Source organism: Daejeonella sp. JGW-45 (assembly GCF_029360805.1).
Taxonomy (GTDB): domain Bacteria; phylum Bacteroidota; class Bacteroidia; order Sphingobacteriales; family Sphingobacteriaceae; genus Daejeonella.
Window position 1 is genome coordinate 631910 of record NZ_JARKNC010000008.1, and the last position, 19059, is coordinate 650968.

Genomic DNA, 19059 nt, shown 5'->3' on the forward strand with positions numbered 1-19059 from the left:
TCATTTCACCTGGATTTTCGATCAGAACCGGGTTTTAACGTAGAACGTATTACGTAAAACGTATAACTATTCATATGGATCCGGCGAAACCCGAACTTATTTATTTTTGTAAATCAACATCCTATCACTATATTTGCTCGCCTCCCAAGCAGATTTGGGCCAAATATTATGAAAAAAGTTTTCACACATGACGTACATTTCCATCATCGCTTTGCGGCGATGATAAAATAATATACGTTTCTACGTGAAACTCTTTCTTAATAATTTTTTTGGTCTGATTAAAACATAAAATTTGAAAACTCTTAAAATTGCTATCCAGAAATCTGGTAGACTAAACGAAAAATCGGTTGAACTTTTAAAAAACTGTGGCTTAAGTTTCGAAAATTATAAAAGCTCTCTGATTTCCACCGTATCGAACTTCCCTTTAGAAATTCTATTCCTGCGAGATGATGATATCCCTGAATATGTGCAGGATGGCATTGCCGATCTTGGCATTGTAGGCGAAAACGTTATCAGCGAAACTGAAGTCGAAGTAAGCTACTTACAAAAGCTTGGATTCGGAAAATGCACTTTAAAACTTGCTGTTCAGAATAACAGCGATATCCGGAATATTGCTGATCTTAACGGAAAAGCCATCGCAACATCGTACCCGGTGATCCTGCGAAGGTTTCTCGAAAAGAATAATATCAGCGCAGACATTCGTACAATTTCTGGTTCTGTCGAGATATCTCCGGGCCTCGGCCTGAGCGATGCAATTTTTGACATAGTATCTACGGGAGGGACGTTAAAAAGCAATGGTCTTAAACCTTTTGCAGATGTACTTTCGTCAGAAGCTGTACTAATTGGAAGAAAAGGAGAAGAGTCCAATCCCCTGGTCATCGAACTGATCCAGAGGGTCCAGTCTGTTCTTCGCGCAAAAGAAACAAAATACGTAGTGCTGAATGCTGAGTCTAAAAACCTGGACACGATTGTAAAGCTCCTGCCAGGTGTAAAGAGCCCTACAGTAGTGCCTTTGGCTGAAGAAGGCTGGGTTGCTGTTCATACTGTGATCCCGGAGCGCGATTTCTGGGAAAAGATCAGCCTGCTTAAAAATGCGGGGGCTCAGGGTATTGTAGTGATGCCAATAGAAAAGATCATATTGTAAACCCGGTTAATCAGAGGCCATGCTAAAAGTTTATAAACTGTGTGATCTTGATCCTGGAAATATCAAAAAACTTTGCACACGGAATACAGACGTAAACAACGATATCCGGAAAACCGTGGACGATATTATCCAAAGGGTTAAAACCGGGGGCGACGCCGCACTAAAAGAATTTTCCGAAAAATTCGACGGTATAACGCTGGACGAGCTCTATATCGGCAAAAAAGAGATTGACGCACTTGCTTTTAAGGTAGGTAATTCCGAAAAACAAGCGATTCAGCTTGCCTATAACAATATCTGGAAATTTCACGAAGCTCAGCTCGTTAAAGAGGGCAAGATTGAAACGACTGCAGGAGTTACCTGCTGGCGGGAAACGCGGGCCATTGAAAAAGTAGGCTTGTACATCCCCGGGGGCACAGCTGTGTTGCCAAGCACCTTTCTTATGCTAGGCATTCCTGCAAAAATTGCCGGATGTGAACAAATAATTGTGTGTTCCCCCCCTCAAAAAGATGGAAAGGTAAACGCGTATCTGGCTTATTGCGCACAACTCTTAGGGATTGAAAGGATCTACCTTATAGGCGGAGCGCAGGCCATCGCTGCTATGGCCTATGGAACAGAGAGCGTTGAAAAGGTTGATAAGATATTCGGGCCCGGAAATCAATATGTAACCAAAGCAAAAACCATTATACAATCTGAGAGCCAGACCGCTATTGATATGCCTGCCGGCCCCTCTGAGGTATTGGTAATTGCCGACGAAACTGCAAATCCGGTTTATGTTGCTGCAGATCTTTTGGCGCAGGCTGAACATGGTGCCGATAGTCAGGCTGTGCTGATCGCAGATTCACAATTAATTATCGATCAAACCATCAAAGAACTTGACAAACAACTGCCTGCACTGCCGCGTCACACTATTGCCGCTAAGGCAATAGCAAATTCATATGCCGTACTGACTGCCAGCCTGGATGAAAGTATGACGTTCAGTAATGCTTATGCACCGGAACATCTTATTCTCGCGACCGACAAATGGGAGTCTTTACTCGATAAGATAATCAATGCGGGCTCTGTATTTCTCGGTCATTTAACTCCGGAAAGCGCTGGCGATTATGCGTCCGGCACAAATCATACCCTGCCTACCAGTTCTTACGCCAGGGCATATTCCGGCGTATCCGTCGACTCGTTTGTAAAAAAGATAACTTTTCAGCATATCAGCCGTGCCGGAATCGAAAACCTGGGGCCGGCAGTAGAGGTTTTAGCTTCGTTAGAGGGCTTAGATGCGCATAAGAATGCTATAACCGTGCGATTAAAATAATATAAGACAGCAGAGATTAGCAGGATCATAGCGGAGAATTAAGGTAAAAGATCCTGTTTCAATAATAACGATAGAAATACATGTTTAATCTTCAAAATATACTCAGAGAAAATATTAAAAACCTCGTTCCTTACTCATCTGCCCGCGATGAATTTAAGGGAGAGGCATCGGTGTTCCTGGATGCGAATGAGAATAGTTTCGGATCGCCACTGGCGACCAGTTACAACCGTTATCCTGATCCTATGCAGTTCAAAGTTAAGACCAGACTTAGTGAAATTAAAGGCGTACCACCACGTAATATTTTTTTAGGAAACGGAAGCGATGAGGCTATCGACATTCTTTTCAGGGCTTTTTGCCGTCCCGGTGTCGACAATGTCGTAATCGTCCCTCCCACTTATGGAATGTATGAGGTATCTGCCGGTATTAACGATATTCAGATCCGTAAAGTTAAACTGACGGCGGATTATCAGCTTGACCTGGAGGGCATCGCAGAAGCCATAGACAATAACACGAAGCTCATTTTTATTTGCTCGCCGAATAATCCGACGGGAAATTCAATAAACAGGGCGGATATCGAGACTGTTCTCACTAATTTCAGCGGTCTGGTGGTTATTGATGAGGCTTATATCAATTATTCGAGACAAAAAACGTTTATCCAGGAGCTGACTGAATATGCCAACCTGGTTGTGTTGCATACCCTGTCAAAAGCTTGGGGTTTAGCCGGGTTAAGGCTCGGAATGGCCTTTGCCAGCGAAGAGATTATCGAAGTATTCAACAAGGTTAAACCTCCCTATAACATAAATGAGGCCTCGCAGGAGCTTGCTCTTGAAGCGCTACAAAATGTAGAGCAGGTCAATGCCTGGATCAAACAAACCGTTAGCGAACGCGAGAAGCTTGCAGCCGAACTTGAAAAGCTGGAAATAATTAAAAAAGTTTATCCTTCGGATGCGAACTTTATCCTGGTGAAAACTACAGACGCAAAAGGGATCTACAATTACCTTGTGGAAAAAGGTATAATCGTCCGCGACCGGTCAAAGGTTGAGCTTTGCGAAGATTCGCTGCGCATAACTATCGGCACGCCTGCAGAAAATGAAAGCCTGATCGTAAACTTGAAAAATTTCCTATCCCAGAGATGAAAAAAGTATTATTTATAGACCGCGATGGTACTATGATCGTTGAACCACCGGTTGATATGCAGGTGGATAGCCTCGAAAAGCTGGAGTTCCTTCCTTATGCGATATCATCGCTTAAGAAATTGCAGGATCATGGCTACGAGCTGGTGATGGTAACAAATCAGGACGGACGGGGTACAAGCAGTTTCCCTGAAGAGGATTTTCAGAAACCTCATCAGAAAATGCTTGATATACTGCGTAATGAGGGCATTACTTTTGCTGAGATCTTCATAGATGACTCATTTGCAGAAGCAAACAGCCCAAACAGAAAACCAAATACCGGCATGCTGACCAGCTACCTTATATCGAATTTAATAGATCTTCGTAATTCTTACACTATCGGTGACAGGGCAACTGACGTGCAACTGGCTAAGAACCTCGGATGCCGCTCTATTTTTTACGGAGAGCAGGGCCATGAAGCCGATCTGAACAGCAGGGACTGGATCGAGATCACTAAATTTCTGACCAAAAGAACAGACCGGAAAGTCGATATCGAGCGAAATACCAATGAAACCAGGATCAGGCTCAGTTTGAACCTGGATGGTAATGGAGAGCATCAAATCGATACCGGCCTCAAATTCTATGATCACATGCTTGATCAGCTGGCTAAACACTCAGGAATAGATCTTGTGCTAAACGTTCAGGGTGATCTTGAAATTGATGAACATCACACCATTGAAGACAGCGCCATTGCGCTCGGCAAAGCATTCAAGCAGGCTTTGGGAGATAAACGCGGCATTGAGCGGTACGGCTTTCTGCTGCCCATGGACGAAGCTTTGGTTCAGTGCGCAATAGATTTTTCGGATCGTTCCTATTTCATTTATGAAGGCAAATTCGACCGCGAATATGTCGGCGATTTTCCTACTGAGATGTTCGAACATTGGATGAAATCATTCTCAGAACATGCGGGCATGAACCTCAACTTAAAGATAATTGATGGTAATAACACACACCACATGATAGAAGCGAGCTTTAAGGCTCTCGCGAAAAGCATAAAACAGGCCATAAAGGTGACGGGTACCGAACTGCCAACTACCAAGGGGGTTATATGATCGGAATTGTATATTACGGAGCGGGAAATATTTTTTCATTAACAGCTGCGCTGGACAGACTGGGGTTTGAATATGGAATGATCCGTACCGCCGGCGATTTCGACAAATACGACCGGTACATCATTCCGGGCGTAGGCCATGCCGGGTCTGCAATGAAAAAACTTGAAGAAACCGGGCTTATCCCATCGATACTTAAGCTCGACAAGCCGGTGCTTGGAATATGTGTAGGTATGCAGCTGCTAACCGAATTTTCGGAAGAAGGGGATTCTACCCTCACCGGGATCGTCCCGCTGAAAACCAGACTCTTTAATCAGGACTTGCAGATTAAAGTTCCGCACACCGGGTGGAACCGGGTTAGCGCCCTGACACCAAGTGCCCTGCTCGACGGAATATTGCCGGAGGCTCATTTTTATTTCGTTCACTCTTATTTTATAGAATTTAATTCTAATTTTACTATTGCGTTAGCAGAATACGGAATAAAATTTTCTGCAGTTATTCAAAAAGATAACTTTTATGGAGTTCAGTTTCACCCTGAAAAATCCGGACTTGCCGGCGAACAACTATTAAAAAATTTCTCACAATTAACTTAATCCCATGTATATAATCCCAGCCATTGATATTTTAAACGGAAAGGTTGTCCGCCTTCGCGAAGGAGATTACGAGCAAGCTACCTTTTATGATGTTACTCTCGAAGAAATGATCGAGAAGTATCAATCAAACGGCACCGAGTTCATTCACATCATAGACCTGAATGGAGCGAAAGGTGATTTTAGCAATCAGAAATTTCTGTTTGATATAATTAACAAAACTGACATTAAAGTTCAGTATGGAGGCGGCGTACGTAGTATTGATAAGGTAAAGGAGCTTATCGACTCAGGTATACACCGCATAATTGTGGGAACTCAAGCCCTTACAAACGCGGAATTCCTGCCTGAGCTGAGCAGCGAGATCTGCGGGAAATATAAATCACAAGATCAGATAGTGGTGGCTATCGATGTTTTGGACGAGGTGATTAAGTATTCCGGCTGGATGGAGAGCTCGCCTATTAAGATGATGGACTATGTTGACAAGTGCCTGAACCTCGGCTTTTTCAGGTTTCTTTGCACAGATATTGATAAAGACGGCAAACTGGGAGGTGCAGGGGTAGAACTGTATAAAAAGCTGCTTGATCATTCCCCCTTTATTAAGCTTATTGCATCAGGCGGTATTAGCTCAATGGACGATATTGAAAAACTTCATAAGATTAAGGTCGAGTCCTGCGTGGTTGGAAAAGCTATCTACGAAGGCCGCATCACGATAGAAGAAATAAAGGACTGGAACCTAAGAGCCTTGATCAGCTTTTAAATGTGATCAGGAGTTTTGAATAAAATAATACATACTCTTCCTGGTGAGTTAAGAGAAACCGGCCTGGCTAAAAGGATTATCCCTTGTCTTGACGTAAAGGATGGCCGCACCGTCAAGGGTGTCAATTTCGTCGCTTTGCGCGATGCTGGTGACCCCGTAGAACTGGCATATCAATATTCTCAACAGGGTGCTGATGAACTCGTATTCCTGGATATAACCGCTACTCATGAACGGCGTAAAACGCTGGTCGAGCTGGTCAGGTCGGTTGCTACGCAAGTTAACATTCCCTTTACTATCGGTGGGGGGATCAATGAAATTACTGACGCCGATATCTTATTAAATTCGGGAGCAGATAAAATTTCGGTTAATTCGGCGGTTGTAAGAAACCCGGGATTTATCGATGAACTGGCGCTTGCGTTTGGAAAGCAGTTTGTTGTGGTTGCCATCGACACAAAATATGTCGACGGTAAAAACTATGTCCATCTGAACGGCGGCCGTATAAAAACTGATATTGAAACAGAAGCCTGGATCAAAGAAGCAGAAGAACGCGGCGCAGGCGAAATACTGTTAACTTCGATGGACCAGGATGGCACTAAAGCGGGGTTCGACAATGCCTTACTTAAGAAAGTAAATACTACAATGGGCATTCCGCTAATTGCATCCGGCGGCGCAGGAAATAAGCAGCATTTTGTAGATGTCTTTAAATATGCCAACGTCGACGCGGCATTAGCGGCCTCAGTGTTTCACTATGGCGAAATCCTTATCCCCGACCTGAAAACGCTTCTAAGACAGAATAATATTGAAGTAAGAATATAGAAGGAAATGAAAATTGATTTTAACAAGGGTAATGGCCTGGTCCCGGTAATTATACAAGATAACAAAACCCTGGAGGTTTTGATGCTGGGGTACATGAACGAGGAGGCTTACCAAAAAACCTTATCAGAAAACAGGGTCACTTTTTTTTCGCGCACAAAAAACCGCCTGTGGACAAAAGGTGAAGAGAGTGGAAATTTCCTGACAGTAACTTCTATAAGCGAAGATTGCGACCACGATACCTTGCTGATAAAAGTAGAGGCCGCAGGACCCACTTGCCATACTGGTTCACGGAGCTGCTTCAATACCGAGTATAATCAGAACTTCATTTTCGAACTTGAGAATATAATTGCCGATCGTTATGAAAACCCTGTTGAGAATTCATATATCAATAAATTACGTGGTAAGGGATTAAATAAGATCGCACAAAAGGTTGGTGAAGAGGGAGTGGAAACTGTCATCGCAGCGCTAAACGAAACTGAAGGCGATTTCATTAATGAATCGTCGGATCTTGTTTTCCACCTGTTGGTTCTCATGAAAGAAAAAGGAATTAGCCTTGAAACAATAGCGAAAAATTTGGCGGGCAGACACCGGTGAAGAAAGTGGAAAGTGGAAAGTGAAAGCTGAAAACTGAAAACTGAAAGTGGAGAGTGGAAAGTTGGGAATGGGCAGCTGACCGCCATGGTAGATTTGAATTTCCTGCTCCTTGTCAAAATATAATTCCGCACTATGATCGAAATTAAGCTTCAGGCAACTTTATCCGGCCACCAAAATCCGATATTCACGGCAGAAAACTCGCAGAAGAAGGGAATTCTGTTTACCGCGGGGAACGACCGGGGTATAGTGGAATGGAGCCTGAAAACAATGGCTTTTATCAAAGTCATGTTTCCTGTACGATCTTCGGTGTATGCTCTGCATTGTCCGAAAAGCGAGCCTGTTCTTCTTTCCGCAGAGCGGAGCGGGCAAGTGAACGTGTTTAATTTTATAGAACAAAAGATCACTCACGTTCTTAACTTTCATAAGCTGCCGGTGTTCGACATTAAATCAGTGACCTCCAAGGGCGAGCTGCTTCTCTCCTCTGAAGACGGATCGGTATCTGTGTGGGATTTGAAAAGCATGCAGATGCTTTATAGATTCCAGGTTTCTTCGACTACGGTTCGTACCATAACTATAAGTCCTGATGAAACAACAGTTGCATTCGGGTGCAAAGATAACATCATCCGGATCTATAATCTCGGCGACTATAGCCTGATTGCAGAGCTCGGTGAGCACGTCATGCCGGTAACTGCATTGCAATACTCACCGGATGGCCAGAGGTTATTGTCTGGCGGCAGGGACGCGCAGTTGAAGATATGGGATACAACGGACTATGCACTTTTAAAAAACGTCCCCGCACATTTATTTACTATTTACAGCATTGCTTACCATCCCGCGCTGCCGTTTTTTGCTACCGCAAGCCGTGACAAGACGATCAAAATATGGGATACGGAAAATTACGACCTTAAAAAAACCCTGAGCTCTGAAAAAGGCTACGATATGCACAGACTATCTGTTAATAAGATCGTTTGGGATTCCGAAAACAGACTTATCTCGGTAGGTGACGATAAGTTGTTGAAAGTCTGGGATATTCAGTTTTAAGTTATACGTAGTACGTTCTACGTTTGATTGGTCGTAACTAAGAAATTTCAAGCAGAAGAGTGGTGCGCTGTGCAAACGTACCACGTACCACGTACCACGTAAAACGCTAAAAGCGCTTGACGATCCTCAACTTGTGCGTATACTTTTTAAGCTCGTTGGAGTAAATCCCCTGATTATCTATCGGATCTATTTTCACACGACCGGAAGCGTGGATAATACGCTCACTATCCAGCATAATCCCGACATGTGTAATCCGTCCCTCTTCATTATCGAAAAATGCAAGATCACCGCCCTTCGCTTCTTGTAAAAAGCCAACCAGTTCCCCCTGCTCAGCCTGCTGGTAAGCATCCCGCTTAATCTTAATTCCAAACTGCCGGAATACCATCTGAGTGAAGCCCGAACAATCTATCCCGAAAACCGATTTCCCACCCCAGAGGTACGGGGCGTTCAAATAGAACATCGCAGCCTCACGAATCCCGCTTCTGAAATTTTCTTTCCCCGGCTTAACCGTTTCGCCCTCGAGCTTATACCTGGTATCGCGCAGGTAGAAAAAATTATCAAGCCTTCCAGGAATATTCGATCCCGCGACCAGGTTCAGGATTTCATTGCTCGATGTCTTTACGATACGGTGGTTGATCGATAATCCTAATATAGAATTCAGGTCGTGCAAAGCTACGAAAGCCGCATGCTCGATTTCCGCAAATTGCTTCTTATCGATCCATCCTTCATAATCGTCGTATGCAGTTGAGATTCGAACCCACTTTTCTGTTGCTTCCAACAAGGTGAAGTGATCTCCAAATAATAATTGTGAGCACATTTCACTGCGGTCGGACGGTTCCGTCCGCACAGGCACCAGAGATAGGTTGCAAACGCCAAACTGTTGATTCATAATTGCAAATAAACCAATTTTAGGTTAAATTGGATAAAATTGATCCGATTAATGTATCAGCCTGCTCAAACAGCTGTCGATCAGTTTGTCGCAGAAACAGAAACCTTTAAACCGTGTTATAAATTATATGAAGAGTCCGGAGAATATAAACAGAATTCTGATCGCAGTTGAAGACAGTCCATATTCAGATCAGGCCATTCAGTATGGAGTAATGCTTGCCAAAAAGCTAGGGTCTAAAATTGCACTTGTTCATGCAGATGATATTCCGGTCAGCACCCCTTATATCGCCGACCCGCTTTTGAGTGAAACGCCGCTGATGATCCCCGAAATTATGGAAATTCAGGAAGAAGCAAGTAAAAACTTGTTTAAGCGAATCCATGAACAATATGGAAGCGACGTAGAAATTGCAAATTACATTAAGGTTGGTCGCGCGCAGGACGAAATTCTCGCTGTAGCAGACGACTTCAAGGCTGATCTGATCATCCTTGGCACGCATGGCAGGACCGGGCTTGATCACTTTATATCGGGAAGCGTCTCTGAAAGTGTGGCGAGAAAAGCTAAATGCCCGGTGTTGATTATTCCGAAACCGGGGGTCTGAAGCCGGAGCTCTGATCTTGGCGGAGAAGCACAACGGATATTAAATGCCGGAAATCCATCAGACTTCAGACCTCCAACCCTGATCACATAAAAAAAGCGGCTGCTCCTAAAAGTAACCGCTTTTCTATTAATAATAAATATGTGGCTTACTCCGCGTGTAACCAGGCTTTCTTAGCAAGTAACTCCTCGCGGCTTTCGCGAATATCCTCATCATCAACACAACAGTCTACCGGACAAACCGCAGCACATTGAGGTTCATCATGGAATCCAACACATTCGGTACATTTATCAGGCACGATATAATAAACTTCGTCTGAAATTGCTGATTGCGTTTCACCGGCATCCAGGGTTGTTCCATCACCGAAATCAATTACCCCGCTTAAGCCTGTGCCATCTGAAAATCTCCAGGCAGCTCCCGCATCGTAAATTGCATTGTTCGGGCATTCTGGTTCACATGCCCCGCAGTTAATACACTCATCGGTGATTTTAATTGCCATCTCTGTCTAAAAATCTATTAGTTAAGTTAATTTTGCACCTAAAATAAGGCGACTATTTAAAAACGATACAAATATACATTATTTGAAGTAAATTTTTCCGATGAGTGAGAATTTGACAACCAGACAACGATTGGCAGCTTTTGCCAGGCTGGGCGAGGTATTGCACACGCCTGATGGGCAATTAACAGAGCTGATAAACTCGGCAAAACAATTCAATGCCTGGTTTACTCCGGAAAGCGTTAAAAATGCTTTAAAGGCGATAGCTGCAATGCTGAATACAGCTGATTTGGAAAAATGGATACCAGGTAATGACGATGAGAATCCTGGCAGCGGCAAATCAGTTGGACTAATCCTCGCTGGCAACATCCCTCTCGTTGGATTTCACGACATACTTTGTGTAATTGCTACAGGCAATAAGGCGCTTGTGAAGCTTTCCTCCCAGGACAAAGTGCTCATTCCATATATCATTAACAAGCTAGTTGAGATTGAGCCGGGCTTCAACGATAAAGTAGAATTTATTGAAAAGCTAACCGGCTTTGACGCGGTTATAGCTACCGGCAGTAATAATACGTCCCGGTATTTTGAATATTATTTTAACCGGGTACCTCATATTATCCGGAAGAACAGAAATAGTGTTGCTATTCTGAAAGGCGACGAAAGTGCTGAAGAGCTGCTCGGTCTGGGTCATGACATATTCGATTATTTTGGTCTGGGATGCCGCAATGTATCCAAACTCTATGTCCCGCGTGGATATGATTTTAAACATTTTTTTGAGGGAATTGAAAGCTTCAAACCAGTAATTGATCATCACAAATACAACAACAATTACGACTACAATAAATCCATTTATCTCGTAAATCTGGATAAACACCTCGACAATGGTTTTCTTTTGGTAAAGGAGGATGAAAGACTGGCCTCTCCCCTGGCCGTATTATATTACCAGGAATATGATGATATACGGGTGCTGGAAAAAGATATTACCGAGCGTTCTGACGAGATCCAATGCGTTATTTCCGGTGATGACTCATCACTAAGAACTGTCAAATTCGGCGCAAGCCAGTCGCCTGAATTATGGGACTATGCAGATGGTGTCGATACCATCGCTTTTTTGACGAGTATTAAGTAAGGTATATCTAAGACCATCAGAACTAAGCGTTTTAACAGTGAATGCATCCCGATTGTTGATACTGAATACTAATTATTAACTTTACGGCTCATGTATGTTATTAAAGTAAAAGGCGTTGCAAAGATTCCCGATTATGTCCAGCTGAGGGATGAAAAGTTCACTTTACTAGCCTACTTTCGATTAGACAGGCCTGAAAAAGCACTCGACAAAGCCGGATTAGCAGACCATGCAGACCGCATAATGAACATTATTAAAGACCTGCCTTTTGGGCAAATATTAAAATTAGAGATCTGATTATGATTGGCAATTCCGTTATTAAGCTGCAGGGGGTGGATGTGTATCAACAAAAACACCTGGTATTAAGCAATGTAAATCTCCACGTTGACAAAGGGGAGTTTGTTTTTCTTATCGGACAAACGGGCTCGGGAAAAAGCAGTTTGCTGAAAATAATTTATGGTGATCTTCATATTGGAAACGGCGAAGGACATGTTGCCGGCTTTGACCTTAAAAAACTTGCTGAGAAGGACGTGCCTTTCCTTCGTCGTAAGCTTGGCATCGTCTTCCAGGATTTTCAGCTGCTCACCGATCGCAGCATCGAACAAAACCTCGAGTTTGTTATGAAGGCAACAGGATGGAAAGATAAAAAGCTTATCTCTGAGCGAATTCTTGATGTTCTTGAAAAGGTCGGCTTACGTTCTAAAATAAAAAAAATGCCTCATGAGCTTTCCGGAGGCGAACAGCAACGTGTGGTTATCGCCCGCGCTCTTCTTAATGACCCCGAATTAATCCTGGCCGATGAGCCGACCGGTAATCTTGATCCCGACACCTCCGAGGAAATCGTAACCCTGTTGAAACAGATCAGCTTATCAGGCACGTCGGTATTAATGGCATCCCACGATTACCATATTATGCGCACTTTCCCGTCAAGAATAATTAAATGTGAAGGCGGAGAGGTACATGAGGATGTCTCCCTGCCACTCTGACGCATTTAAGCTTTTGGCAAAAGAATTGTCATAGCCATAGTTATGAGTCTTTCAGATGTGTTTAATAAAAAGAAGAAGAATAAAATGGATGAGAATAGCAAACCTGAAGATCAGGAACTGAATGAATTGCAGGAAGAGAATGTATTGCCTGAAGACGAGAGCAAGCTAGATACCGAAAACAATATTGAGAATAATCCGGAAACCGCAGAGGAAGCTTTAACTGAAGAAGAACGCTTAAAAGCCGAGGTAGCAGAATGGCAGAATAAACACCTGCGTTTATACGCAGAATTTGACAATTTCAAACGCCGCACAAGTAAAGAACGCCTTGAATTACTCCAGATGGCAGGAAAAGACGTGATCGTTGACCTGTTGCCTGTTCTTGACGACTTCGAAAGAGCCCTTAAATCTATGGAGACCGCAACCGACGTTGAGGCAGTTAGAGAAGGTGTGAAACTTGTGCATCACAAATTAAAAAATATACTTTCACAAAAAGGGTTAAAAGAAATGGAAGCGCGGGGCGCCGAGTTTAACGCTGACATTCATGAGGGGATCACTAATATTCCGGCACCTTCGGATGAACTGAAGGGAAAGGTTGTTGATGAACTGGAAAAAGGCTATTATCTGAATGATAAAGTGATCCGTTTCGCTAAAGTTGTAATTGGATCATAAGAAAAATATAATGACCAGTAAAAGGGGATCAACTGGTTTTTGCTTAAGAGCATTTCTGTAAAATAAAATGGGGAAGAGAGATTACTACGATGTCCTGGGTGTCACCCGCAGTTCAAGCGCGGATGATATTAAGAAGGCATATCGCAAAATGGCTATCAAGTATCACCCGGATAAAAATCCGGGTGATAAGAAATCTGAGGATAACTTTAAGGAAGCTGCCGAGGCCTACGAGGTCTTAAGCAATGCTGAGAAAAAGAAACGCTATGACCAGTTCGGCCATGCCGGCGGGGCTGCTAGCGCTAACGGCGGCGGCTATGGCGGCGGCAATATGAACATGGAAGATATCTTCAGCCAGTTTGGAGACATCTTTGGCGGCGGCGGCGGTAGCCCTTTTGACAGCTTTTTTGGCGGCCAGCAGCAATCACGGGGCGGACGCAGGGTATCGAGGGGCAGTAATTTAAGGATCAAGGTAAAACTCAACCTTGAAGAGATCGCCAAGGGAGTAGAGAAAAAAGTAAAAGTTAATAAACAGGTTGTTTGCGATACCTGCGACGGCAGCGGTGCCAAAGACAAATCATCGTTTCACACCTGTCATACCTGCAACGGCAGCGGCTCCGTGCGGCGCGTTACAAATACCATCCTCGGCCAGATGCAAACCACCAGCACATGTCCTACATGTAACGGCGAAGGATCTGAGATAACTGCCAAATGTACAGTTTGCCATGGTGAAGGGCTGACAAGAGGTGAAGAAACCATCACCATAAACATTCCGGCTGGTGTAAGCGAAGGTATGCAGCTGTCCATGAGCGGCAAAGGAAATGCCGCGCCGCGGGGCGGTGTTCCTGGTGACCTGATCATCCTGATCGAAGAATTACCACATGAATTCCTAAAAAGAGAAGGAAATAATATAATTTATGATCTTCATATTAGCTTCATTGATGCCGCTATAGGCTCAAGTGTAGAAATTCCTACGATCGATGGTAAGGCTAAAATTAAAATAGAACCGGGTACACAGGGCGGAAAAATTCTTCGTCTGAAATCGAAAGGTATCCCCGAGGTCAATTCATATCATCGCGGGGATCAGCTTATTTATGTTAATATATGGACGCCAAAAGCATTGTCCAAGGACGAACGTGAGATGCTCGACAGACTGAAGGATTCTCCAAACTTCAAGCCTCAGCCCGGAAAAAATGAAAAAAGTTTCTTTGATAAGATGAAAGAATATTTTGAATAAGAAAGCAGCGCGAGAATTGAGATTCGAGCCTCCTGCCGACAAAACAAAAAGCCCATTCTCCTCGGATGGGCTTTTTTTGGCGCTTATTTTTAAACAGTGTCTCACTCAATAATTTTACACAAAAGCCACTTTTCATCGCTTATTGATCGGGTAAATGGCAAGAACTTTTAATAATTTAGCAATGCCTTAGAAAATATAAAAAACTCAGATTCAGATGAATACTTTTCCGGAATATAGCCGTTCCCTGTTAACCTGCGCACTGACGCTATTATTTTATTTTAATTCTGCTTTTGCTCAGAGCAAAATAGACTCCGTTCAAAAAATGAATGAAGTTGTGATACGCGCGTACCTCTCTGATCAGCCGATCCTGAAAATACCAGCATCTGTAAGCTACATTGGCAGTAAAGCTCTTAACGACCAACCAGGCATATCAATGCTTCCGGCCCTTAACAGCCTACCCGGTATTCGCATGGAAGAACGGTCACCTGGCAGCTATCGTCTCTCTATCCGCGGAAGTTTGCTCCGTTCACCATTTGGCGTCAGGAATGTTAAAGTATATATTGATGATTTCCCGCTGACGGATGCCGGTGGTAACACTTACCTGAACTCCCTTGATGTGGGTAGTATCAATAACATTGAAGTCCTGAGAGGACCGGATGGAAGTCTCTTCGGCGCTAATTCCGGAGGGGTGGTGCTGCTAAATCCTTTTGACAAGCGCTCCGACAGCAGCTGGGCATCTGCAAATATTACCAGCGGCTCGTATGGATTATTTCAGGAGAAAATTGCCGTTCAAAAAAAATGGAACAACAATTACCTCAACATCAACCATTCCTACCAAACCTCCCAGGGTTATCGTGAGCATAGCTCCATGCAACGTCACTACGGCCAGGTTGGTTACAGGTGGAATTACTCCAAGATCAGCCAGGTACGTTTCCTCGCCCTATATTCAGATCTCGACTATCAAACACCAGGTGGCCTAACTCCTGCCCAGTATGCAGCAAATCCTAAACTGGCGCGTCCTTCTACTCCTGCCGTTGCCGGACCTGTCGCTCAAAAGGCCAGGATCGACAATAAGACATTCTTTGGTGGTGTGGCTCATGAGACCAATTTGTTCAGAAACTTTCGCCATGTCCTGGCCCTTTACGGCTCTCATACCAATTTCCTGAATCCATTCATAACAAATTATGAGGTACGTGATGAAGGCACGCTTGGCCTTCGAACCTATTTCGAACTGTCGGGCAATTCAAACAGTAACATTAGCTGGAAATGGAATGCCGGTCTTGAATTACAGGGGACGAGTGCTGACATTGCAAACTATGATAATAACCGGGGTACCAGGGGTGACCTTCAGGCACAGGACGATATAAATTCCCGTCAATTCTTTTATTTTACTCGTTTTTCGGCTAATATAGGCGAACGCCTTACTGCCGAAGTTGCAGCCAGCTTCAATTATTACAAGTACGAATTTGATAAAAATATACAGACCCCGACTTCAAATGCTGTCAGGAAATTTGACCCTCAATTAATGCCCCGCTTTGCTTTAGCTTACCAGATAACAGATGGATTTGCATTGAGAACATCCGTAAGCCGTGGTTACTCGACGCCGACAATTGCAGAAGTCAGGGCGTCAGACAATAAGATCAATACAACCCTTGAATCCGAAACAGGGTGGAATTATGAGGGCGGTATACGCTTAAGAGACCGGACAGACCGGTTCTGGCTGGACGCATCTTTGTTCAATTACCGGCTCGAAAGCGCTATCGTTCGTCGTGTAAATGCTGACGATACCGAATTTTACCTGAACGCGGGGGGCACCAAACAATCAGGCTTCGAAACGCAGGCTTCGTACTGGCTGATTCGCCCTGGAACAAAGGGACTTATCAGTGGGCTCCAGTTGCAAAACAGCTATACCCTCAGCAAGTATTATTTTAGAAATTATTTAAATGGTACGGCTAATTACTCAGGTAATCGGCTGACCGGTGTACCGAGAGGCGTGGTAGTGACTGGTGTTGATCTTCGTATCGACAAACATTTTTACCTGTTCGGCCAACATAATTACACATCTAAGATTCCATTAAATGATGCCAATAGTTTATATGCCGGCGATTACCACCTGGTTCACTTTAAGGCAGGATGGAGAAAAACTGCATCGAAAAAACCATCTCTGGACGTTTTTGTAGGAGTAGATAACCTCCTCGACAAAAAATACAGCCTTGGAAATGACCTTAACGCATTTGGAAACCGCTATTTTAACGCAGCGCCGCTAAGAAATTTCTTCGGAGGGATGAAACTGACGCTTTAAAGAGCTAACGGCTTTTTTCAACCCGGATTAAAATGAATGAGCAAACAGCGTGTTTGCTCATTTTTTGTTGCCATAAATTGAAACTTATGGTATATTGATTGTTAGTAGATTATTTTCTGAAGCAAATACACGAACGTATTACATTAACATCAGACCTGAAAACCGCATGTTTACTGCTACCCCTTCCCTCTCCAAAAGCATTTCCATCCTTTTCTTTGCTTTCCTGGTGATCAGCGGGATGTATTTCGGACGCGAATTCCTGATTCCAATTGCTATTGCATCGCTCCTGGCGATGCTTTTCGTGCCCCTTTCACGATGGTTTGAACTCAGGGGAATAGGGCGCACTCTGGCAAGCCTGCTGTGTGTACTGACATTGTTAGCCGGCATAGCCGGAGTAATTACCCTTTTATCATGGCAAGCCTCCGATATTTCAAACGATCTTTCTCAAATCGGCGAACGGCTTAGTCAAATTGGAAATGATCTGCGACAATTTATCGCAAGAAATGTTGGTATTTCTGCTGAAAAACAGAAAGAATGGATGGATAAACAGTCCGTAGCGGGGTCGGGGCCATCCATGGGCACAGCCGGGACAATTTTAAGCTCTGCGATGAGTATCCTTGTAGATTGTATTTTGGTGCTTGTCTATTTATTTCTGTTTATCTGTTCAAGAGCTCATTTGAAAAAATTCGTACTTACAATAGTCCCCTCATCGGAAGCCAAAGAAGCGGATCAAATCATTAATGATGCTGGTAAAATGGCTCAGAGGTACATTTCTGGCATGAGCATGATGATCGTTATGCTGTGGATCCTTTACGGGATCGGATTCAGTATCGCGGGAGTCGAAAACGCGCTGTTTTTTGCTGTACTCTGCGGAATCCTGGAGATAATTCCATTTATCGGAAATATAACCGGAACGGCTCTAACAATACTAATGGTTATCTCACAGGGAGGCGACAACTCAATGATACTTGCTGTTCTGGGCACCTACGCGATAATACAATTTATGCAGACCTATATACTTGAACCGCTGGTAGTCGGCTCAGAGGTAAACATCAGTCCGCTATTTACCATCCTGGCCCTCGTTTTCTTTGAGCTCGTGTGGAGCATACCGGGAATGATCCTTGCCATCCCTATGCTTGGTATCGTAAAGATATTGTGTGATCACATTAAGCCTCTAAAACCTTATGGTTTATTAATCGGCAGGGAAAAGAATCGCGACCCACGGATCTTCATGGCGGTTAAAAGCTGGTTTGGCCCGGCGGCGAAGAAAAAATAGGGCCTAAAACCTCGCGTTATGTAATATTTTGATAATTTACGCGACTAATCATCGGCGAAAGTAAGCGTACGAAAAAAACCTGCTGAGCTCCGCTGAAATCGTTAAATAAAAACCCAAGATGCTAAGTATAAGAAATATTGTTAAACAATACGCAAACCACCGGGCGCTGGACGATGTGTCTATCGAAGTCGAAAAAGGAAGTGTTTTTGGGCTCCTCGGGCCAAACGGTGCCGGTAAAACCTCCCTTATACGAATTATAAACCAGATCACTGCGCCTGATAGCGGAGAGATTTATCTGAACGGGGAAAAATTAAATCCCTCTCACATCTCAAAAATAGGATACCTGCCGGAAGAACGCGGCTTATATAAAAAGATGGAGATCGGAGAGCAAATGCTTTATCTGGCACAATTAAAGGGGCTTAGCCGACACGATGCTACCGAGCGGATCAAATACTGGTTCGAAAAAATGGAAATTGTAAGCTGGTGGAAAAAAAAAGTTGAAGACCTGAGCAAGGGAATGCAGCAGAAAGTCCAGTTTATTGCTACTGTTGTGCATGATCCTGAATTAATCATCCTCGATGAACCGTTCTCCGGCTTTGATCCCCTAAATGCACAGGTGATCACAAACGAGATCCTGGAACTCAATAGCAAGGGAGCGACGATCATATTTTCGACCCACCGGATGGAATCTGTAGAGCAACTCTGCGACAGCATCGCCCTTATTCACAGATCAAAGAAGATTCTGGAGGGAAAAGTGAAAGAGGTAAAAAACAGGTATCGCAGCAATACATACAGGGTAGGCTTCACCGGCCAGCTGACTTCCTCAGAGAATTCAATGTTCACCATCCTCAGCAGTACCTCTGATAACAACGACACGCATTTAACAATTAAAGTTGGCGAAAAATATGCAGCTAATGATGTGCTGAAGTTCTTAATCCCGCAGGTGGAGGTAAACGAATTCATGGAAGTAATTCCCAGCATGAACGATATTTTTATTCAGAACGTAAAGAACTAGAC

20 protein-coding genes are annotated in these 19059 nt (G+C 43.8%); 18 read left to right on the forward strand and 2 right to left on the reverse strand.

What is annotated here, in order from left to right; all coding sequences use genetic code 11:
• Positions 1–292: 292 nt before the first annotated feature.
• From hisG to P2W76_RS12425, 9 genes are all read left to right on the forward strand, one after another.
• The gene (gene hisG / locus P2W76_RS12385; RefSeq protein WP_276348140.1) at positions 293–1144 is read left to right on the forward strand and encodes an ATP phosphoribosyltransferase; all 852 of its coding nucleotides are present in this window, start codon (positions 293–295) and stop codon (positions 1142–1144) included.
• 19 nt (positions 1145–1163) lie between these two features.
• The gene (hisD, locus tag P2W76_RS12390; protein WP_276348141.1) at positions 1164–2450 is read left to right on the forward strand and encodes a histidinol dehydrogenase; all 1287 of its coding nucleotides are present in this window, start codon (positions 1164–1166) and stop codon (positions 2448–2450) included.
• An 80-nt stretch (positions 2451–2530) separates the two neighbouring features.
• Positions 2531–3586: a histidinol-phosphate transaminase gene (gene hisC / locus P2W76_RS12395; RefSeq protein WP_276348142.1), complete on the forward strand. Its 1056-nt coding sequence runs from the start codon at positions 2531–2533 to the stop codon at positions 3584–3586.
• Positions 3583–4674 carry a bifunctional histidinol-phosphatase/imidazoleglycerol-phosphate dehydratase HisB gene (gene hisB, locus P2W76_RS12400; protein WP_276348143.1) on the forward strand — a complete coding sequence of 364 codons (1092 nt, stop codon included), beginning with the start codon at positions 3583–3585 and terminating at the stop codon, positions 4672–4674. The genes hisC and hisB overlap by 4 nt, the downstream gene beginning before the upstream one ends.
• On the forward strand, positions 4671–5264 hold the full coding sequence (hisH, locus tag P2W76_RS12405; protein WP_276348144.1) for an imidazole glycerol phosphate synthase subunit HisH: 594 nt from the start codon (positions 4671–4673) through the stop codon (positions 5262–5264). The genes hisB and hisH overlap by 4 nt, the downstream gene beginning before the upstream one ends.
• Positions 5265–5268: 4 nt before the next feature.
• On the forward strand, positions 5269–6018 hold the full coding sequence (hisA, locus tag P2W76_RS12410) for a 1-(5-phosphoribosyl)-5-[(5-phosphoribosylamino)methylideneamino]imidazole-4-carboxamide isomerase (protein WP_276348145.1): 750 nt from the start codon (positions 5269–5271) through the stop codon (positions 6016–6018).
• Between the two features lie 15 nt (positions 6019–6033).
• The gene (gene hisF, locus P2W76_RS12415; protein ID WP_276348146.1) at positions 6034–6834 is read left to right on the forward strand and encodes an imidazole glycerol phosphate synthase subunit HisF; all 801 of its coding nucleotides are present in this window, start codon (positions 6034–6036) and stop codon (positions 6832–6834) included.
• 6 nt (positions 6835–6840) lie between these two features.
• A complete protein-coding gene (gene hisIE, locus P2W76_RS12420) occupies positions 6841–7428 on the forward strand; it encodes a bifunctional phosphoribosyl-AMP cyclohydrolase/phosphoribosyl-ATP diphosphatase HisIE (protein ID WP_276348147.1) in 588 nt (195 codons plus the stop codon).
• 132 nt (positions 7429–7560) lie between these two features.
• The gene (locus P2W76_RS12425) at positions 7561–8469 is read left to right on the forward strand and encodes a WD40 repeat domain-containing protein (RefSeq protein WP_276348148.1); all 909 of its coding nucleotides are present in this window, start codon (positions 7561–7563) and stop codon (positions 8467–8469) included.
• A 106-nt stretch (positions 8470–8575) separates the two neighbouring features.
• Here the strand turns inward: P2W76_RS12425 and P2W76_RS12430 are convergent, their stop codons facing one another.
• A complete protein-coding gene (locus P2W76_RS12430) occupies positions 8576–9358 on the reverse strand; it encodes a C40 family peptidase (protein ID WP_276348149.1) in 783 nt (260 codons plus the stop codon).
• 127 nt (positions 9359–9485) lie between these two features.
• Between P2W76_RS12430 and P2W76_RS12435 the strand changes: the two genes are divergently transcribed.
• Positions 9486–9956 carry a universal stress protein gene (locus P2W76_RS12435; protein ID WP_276348150.1) on the forward strand — a complete coding sequence of 157 codons (471 nt, stop codon included), beginning with the start codon at positions 9486–9488 and terminating at the stop codon, positions 9954–9956.
• Positions 9957–10101: 145 nt separating this feature from the next.
• Here P2W76_RS12435 and P2W76_RS12440 read toward each other — a convergent pair whose 3' ends face one another.
• Positions 10102–10452 carry a 4Fe-4S dicluster domain-containing protein gene (locus tag P2W76_RS12440; protein ID WP_276348151.1) on the reverse strand — a complete coding sequence of 117 codons (351 nt, stop codon included), beginning with the start codon at positions 10450–10452 and terminating at the stop codon, positions 10102–10104.
• A 100-nt stretch (positions 10453–10552) separates the two neighbouring features.
• Here P2W76_RS12440 and P2W76_RS12445 point away from each other — a divergent pair, with 100 nt between their 5' ends.
• The 8 genes from P2W76_RS12445 (at position 10553) to P2W76_RS12480 (ending at position 19057) form a co-directional block, all read left to right on the forward strand.
• On the forward strand, positions 10553–11578 hold the full coding sequence (locus P2W76_RS12445) for an acyl-CoA reductase (RefSeq protein ID WP_276348152.1): 1026 nt from the start codon (positions 10553–10555) through the stop codon (positions 11576–11578).
• A gap of 90 nt (positions 11579–11668) precedes the next feature.
• Positions 11669–11872, forward strand: coding sequence for a fructose-6-phosphate aldolase (locus P2W76_RS12450; protein WP_276348153.1), 204 nt, complete (start codon positions 11669–11671; stop codon positions 11870–11872).
• Positions 11873–11874: 2 nt separating this feature from the next.
• Positions 11875–12561 (forward strand): ATP-binding cassette domain-containing protein, encoded by a 687-nt coding sequence (locus tag P2W76_RS12455; RefSeq protein ID WP_276348154.1) that lies wholly within the window; start codon positions 11875–11877, stop codon positions 12559–12561.
• A 42-nt stretch (positions 12562–12603) separates the two neighbouring features.
• Positions 12604–13230 carry a nucleotide exchange factor GrpE gene (locus P2W76_RS12460; protein WP_276348155.1) on the forward strand — a complete coding sequence of 209 codons (627 nt, stop codon included), beginning with the start codon at positions 12604–12606 and terminating at the stop codon, positions 13228–13230.
• A 67-nt stretch (positions 13231–13297) separates the two neighbouring features.
• Positions 13298–14464, forward strand: a complete 1167-nt coding sequence (gene dnaJ, locus P2W76_RS12465) for a molecular chaperone DnaJ (protein WP_276348156.1) — start codon at positions 13298–13300, stop codon at positions 14462–14464.
• A 214-nt stretch (positions 14465–14678) separates the two neighbouring features.
• Positions 14679–16766, forward strand: coding sequence for a TonB-dependent receptor (locus tag P2W76_RS12470; RefSeq protein WP_276348157.1), 2088 nt, complete (start codon positions 14679–14681; stop codon positions 16764–16766).
• 166 nt (positions 16767–16932) lie between these two features.
• Positions 16933–18042, forward strand: coding sequence for an AI-2E family transporter (locus P2W76_RS12475; RefSeq protein ID WP_276348158.1), 1110 nt, complete (start codon positions 16933–16935; stop codon positions 18040–18042).
• Positions 18043–18160: 118 nt separating this feature from the next.
• On the forward strand, positions 18161–19057 hold the full coding sequence (locus P2W76_RS12480; protein ID WP_276348159.1) for an ABC transporter ATP-binding protein: 897 nt from the start codon (positions 18161–18163) through the stop codon (positions 19055–19057).
• The last annotated feature ends 2 nt before the right edge of the window (positions 19058–19059 follow it).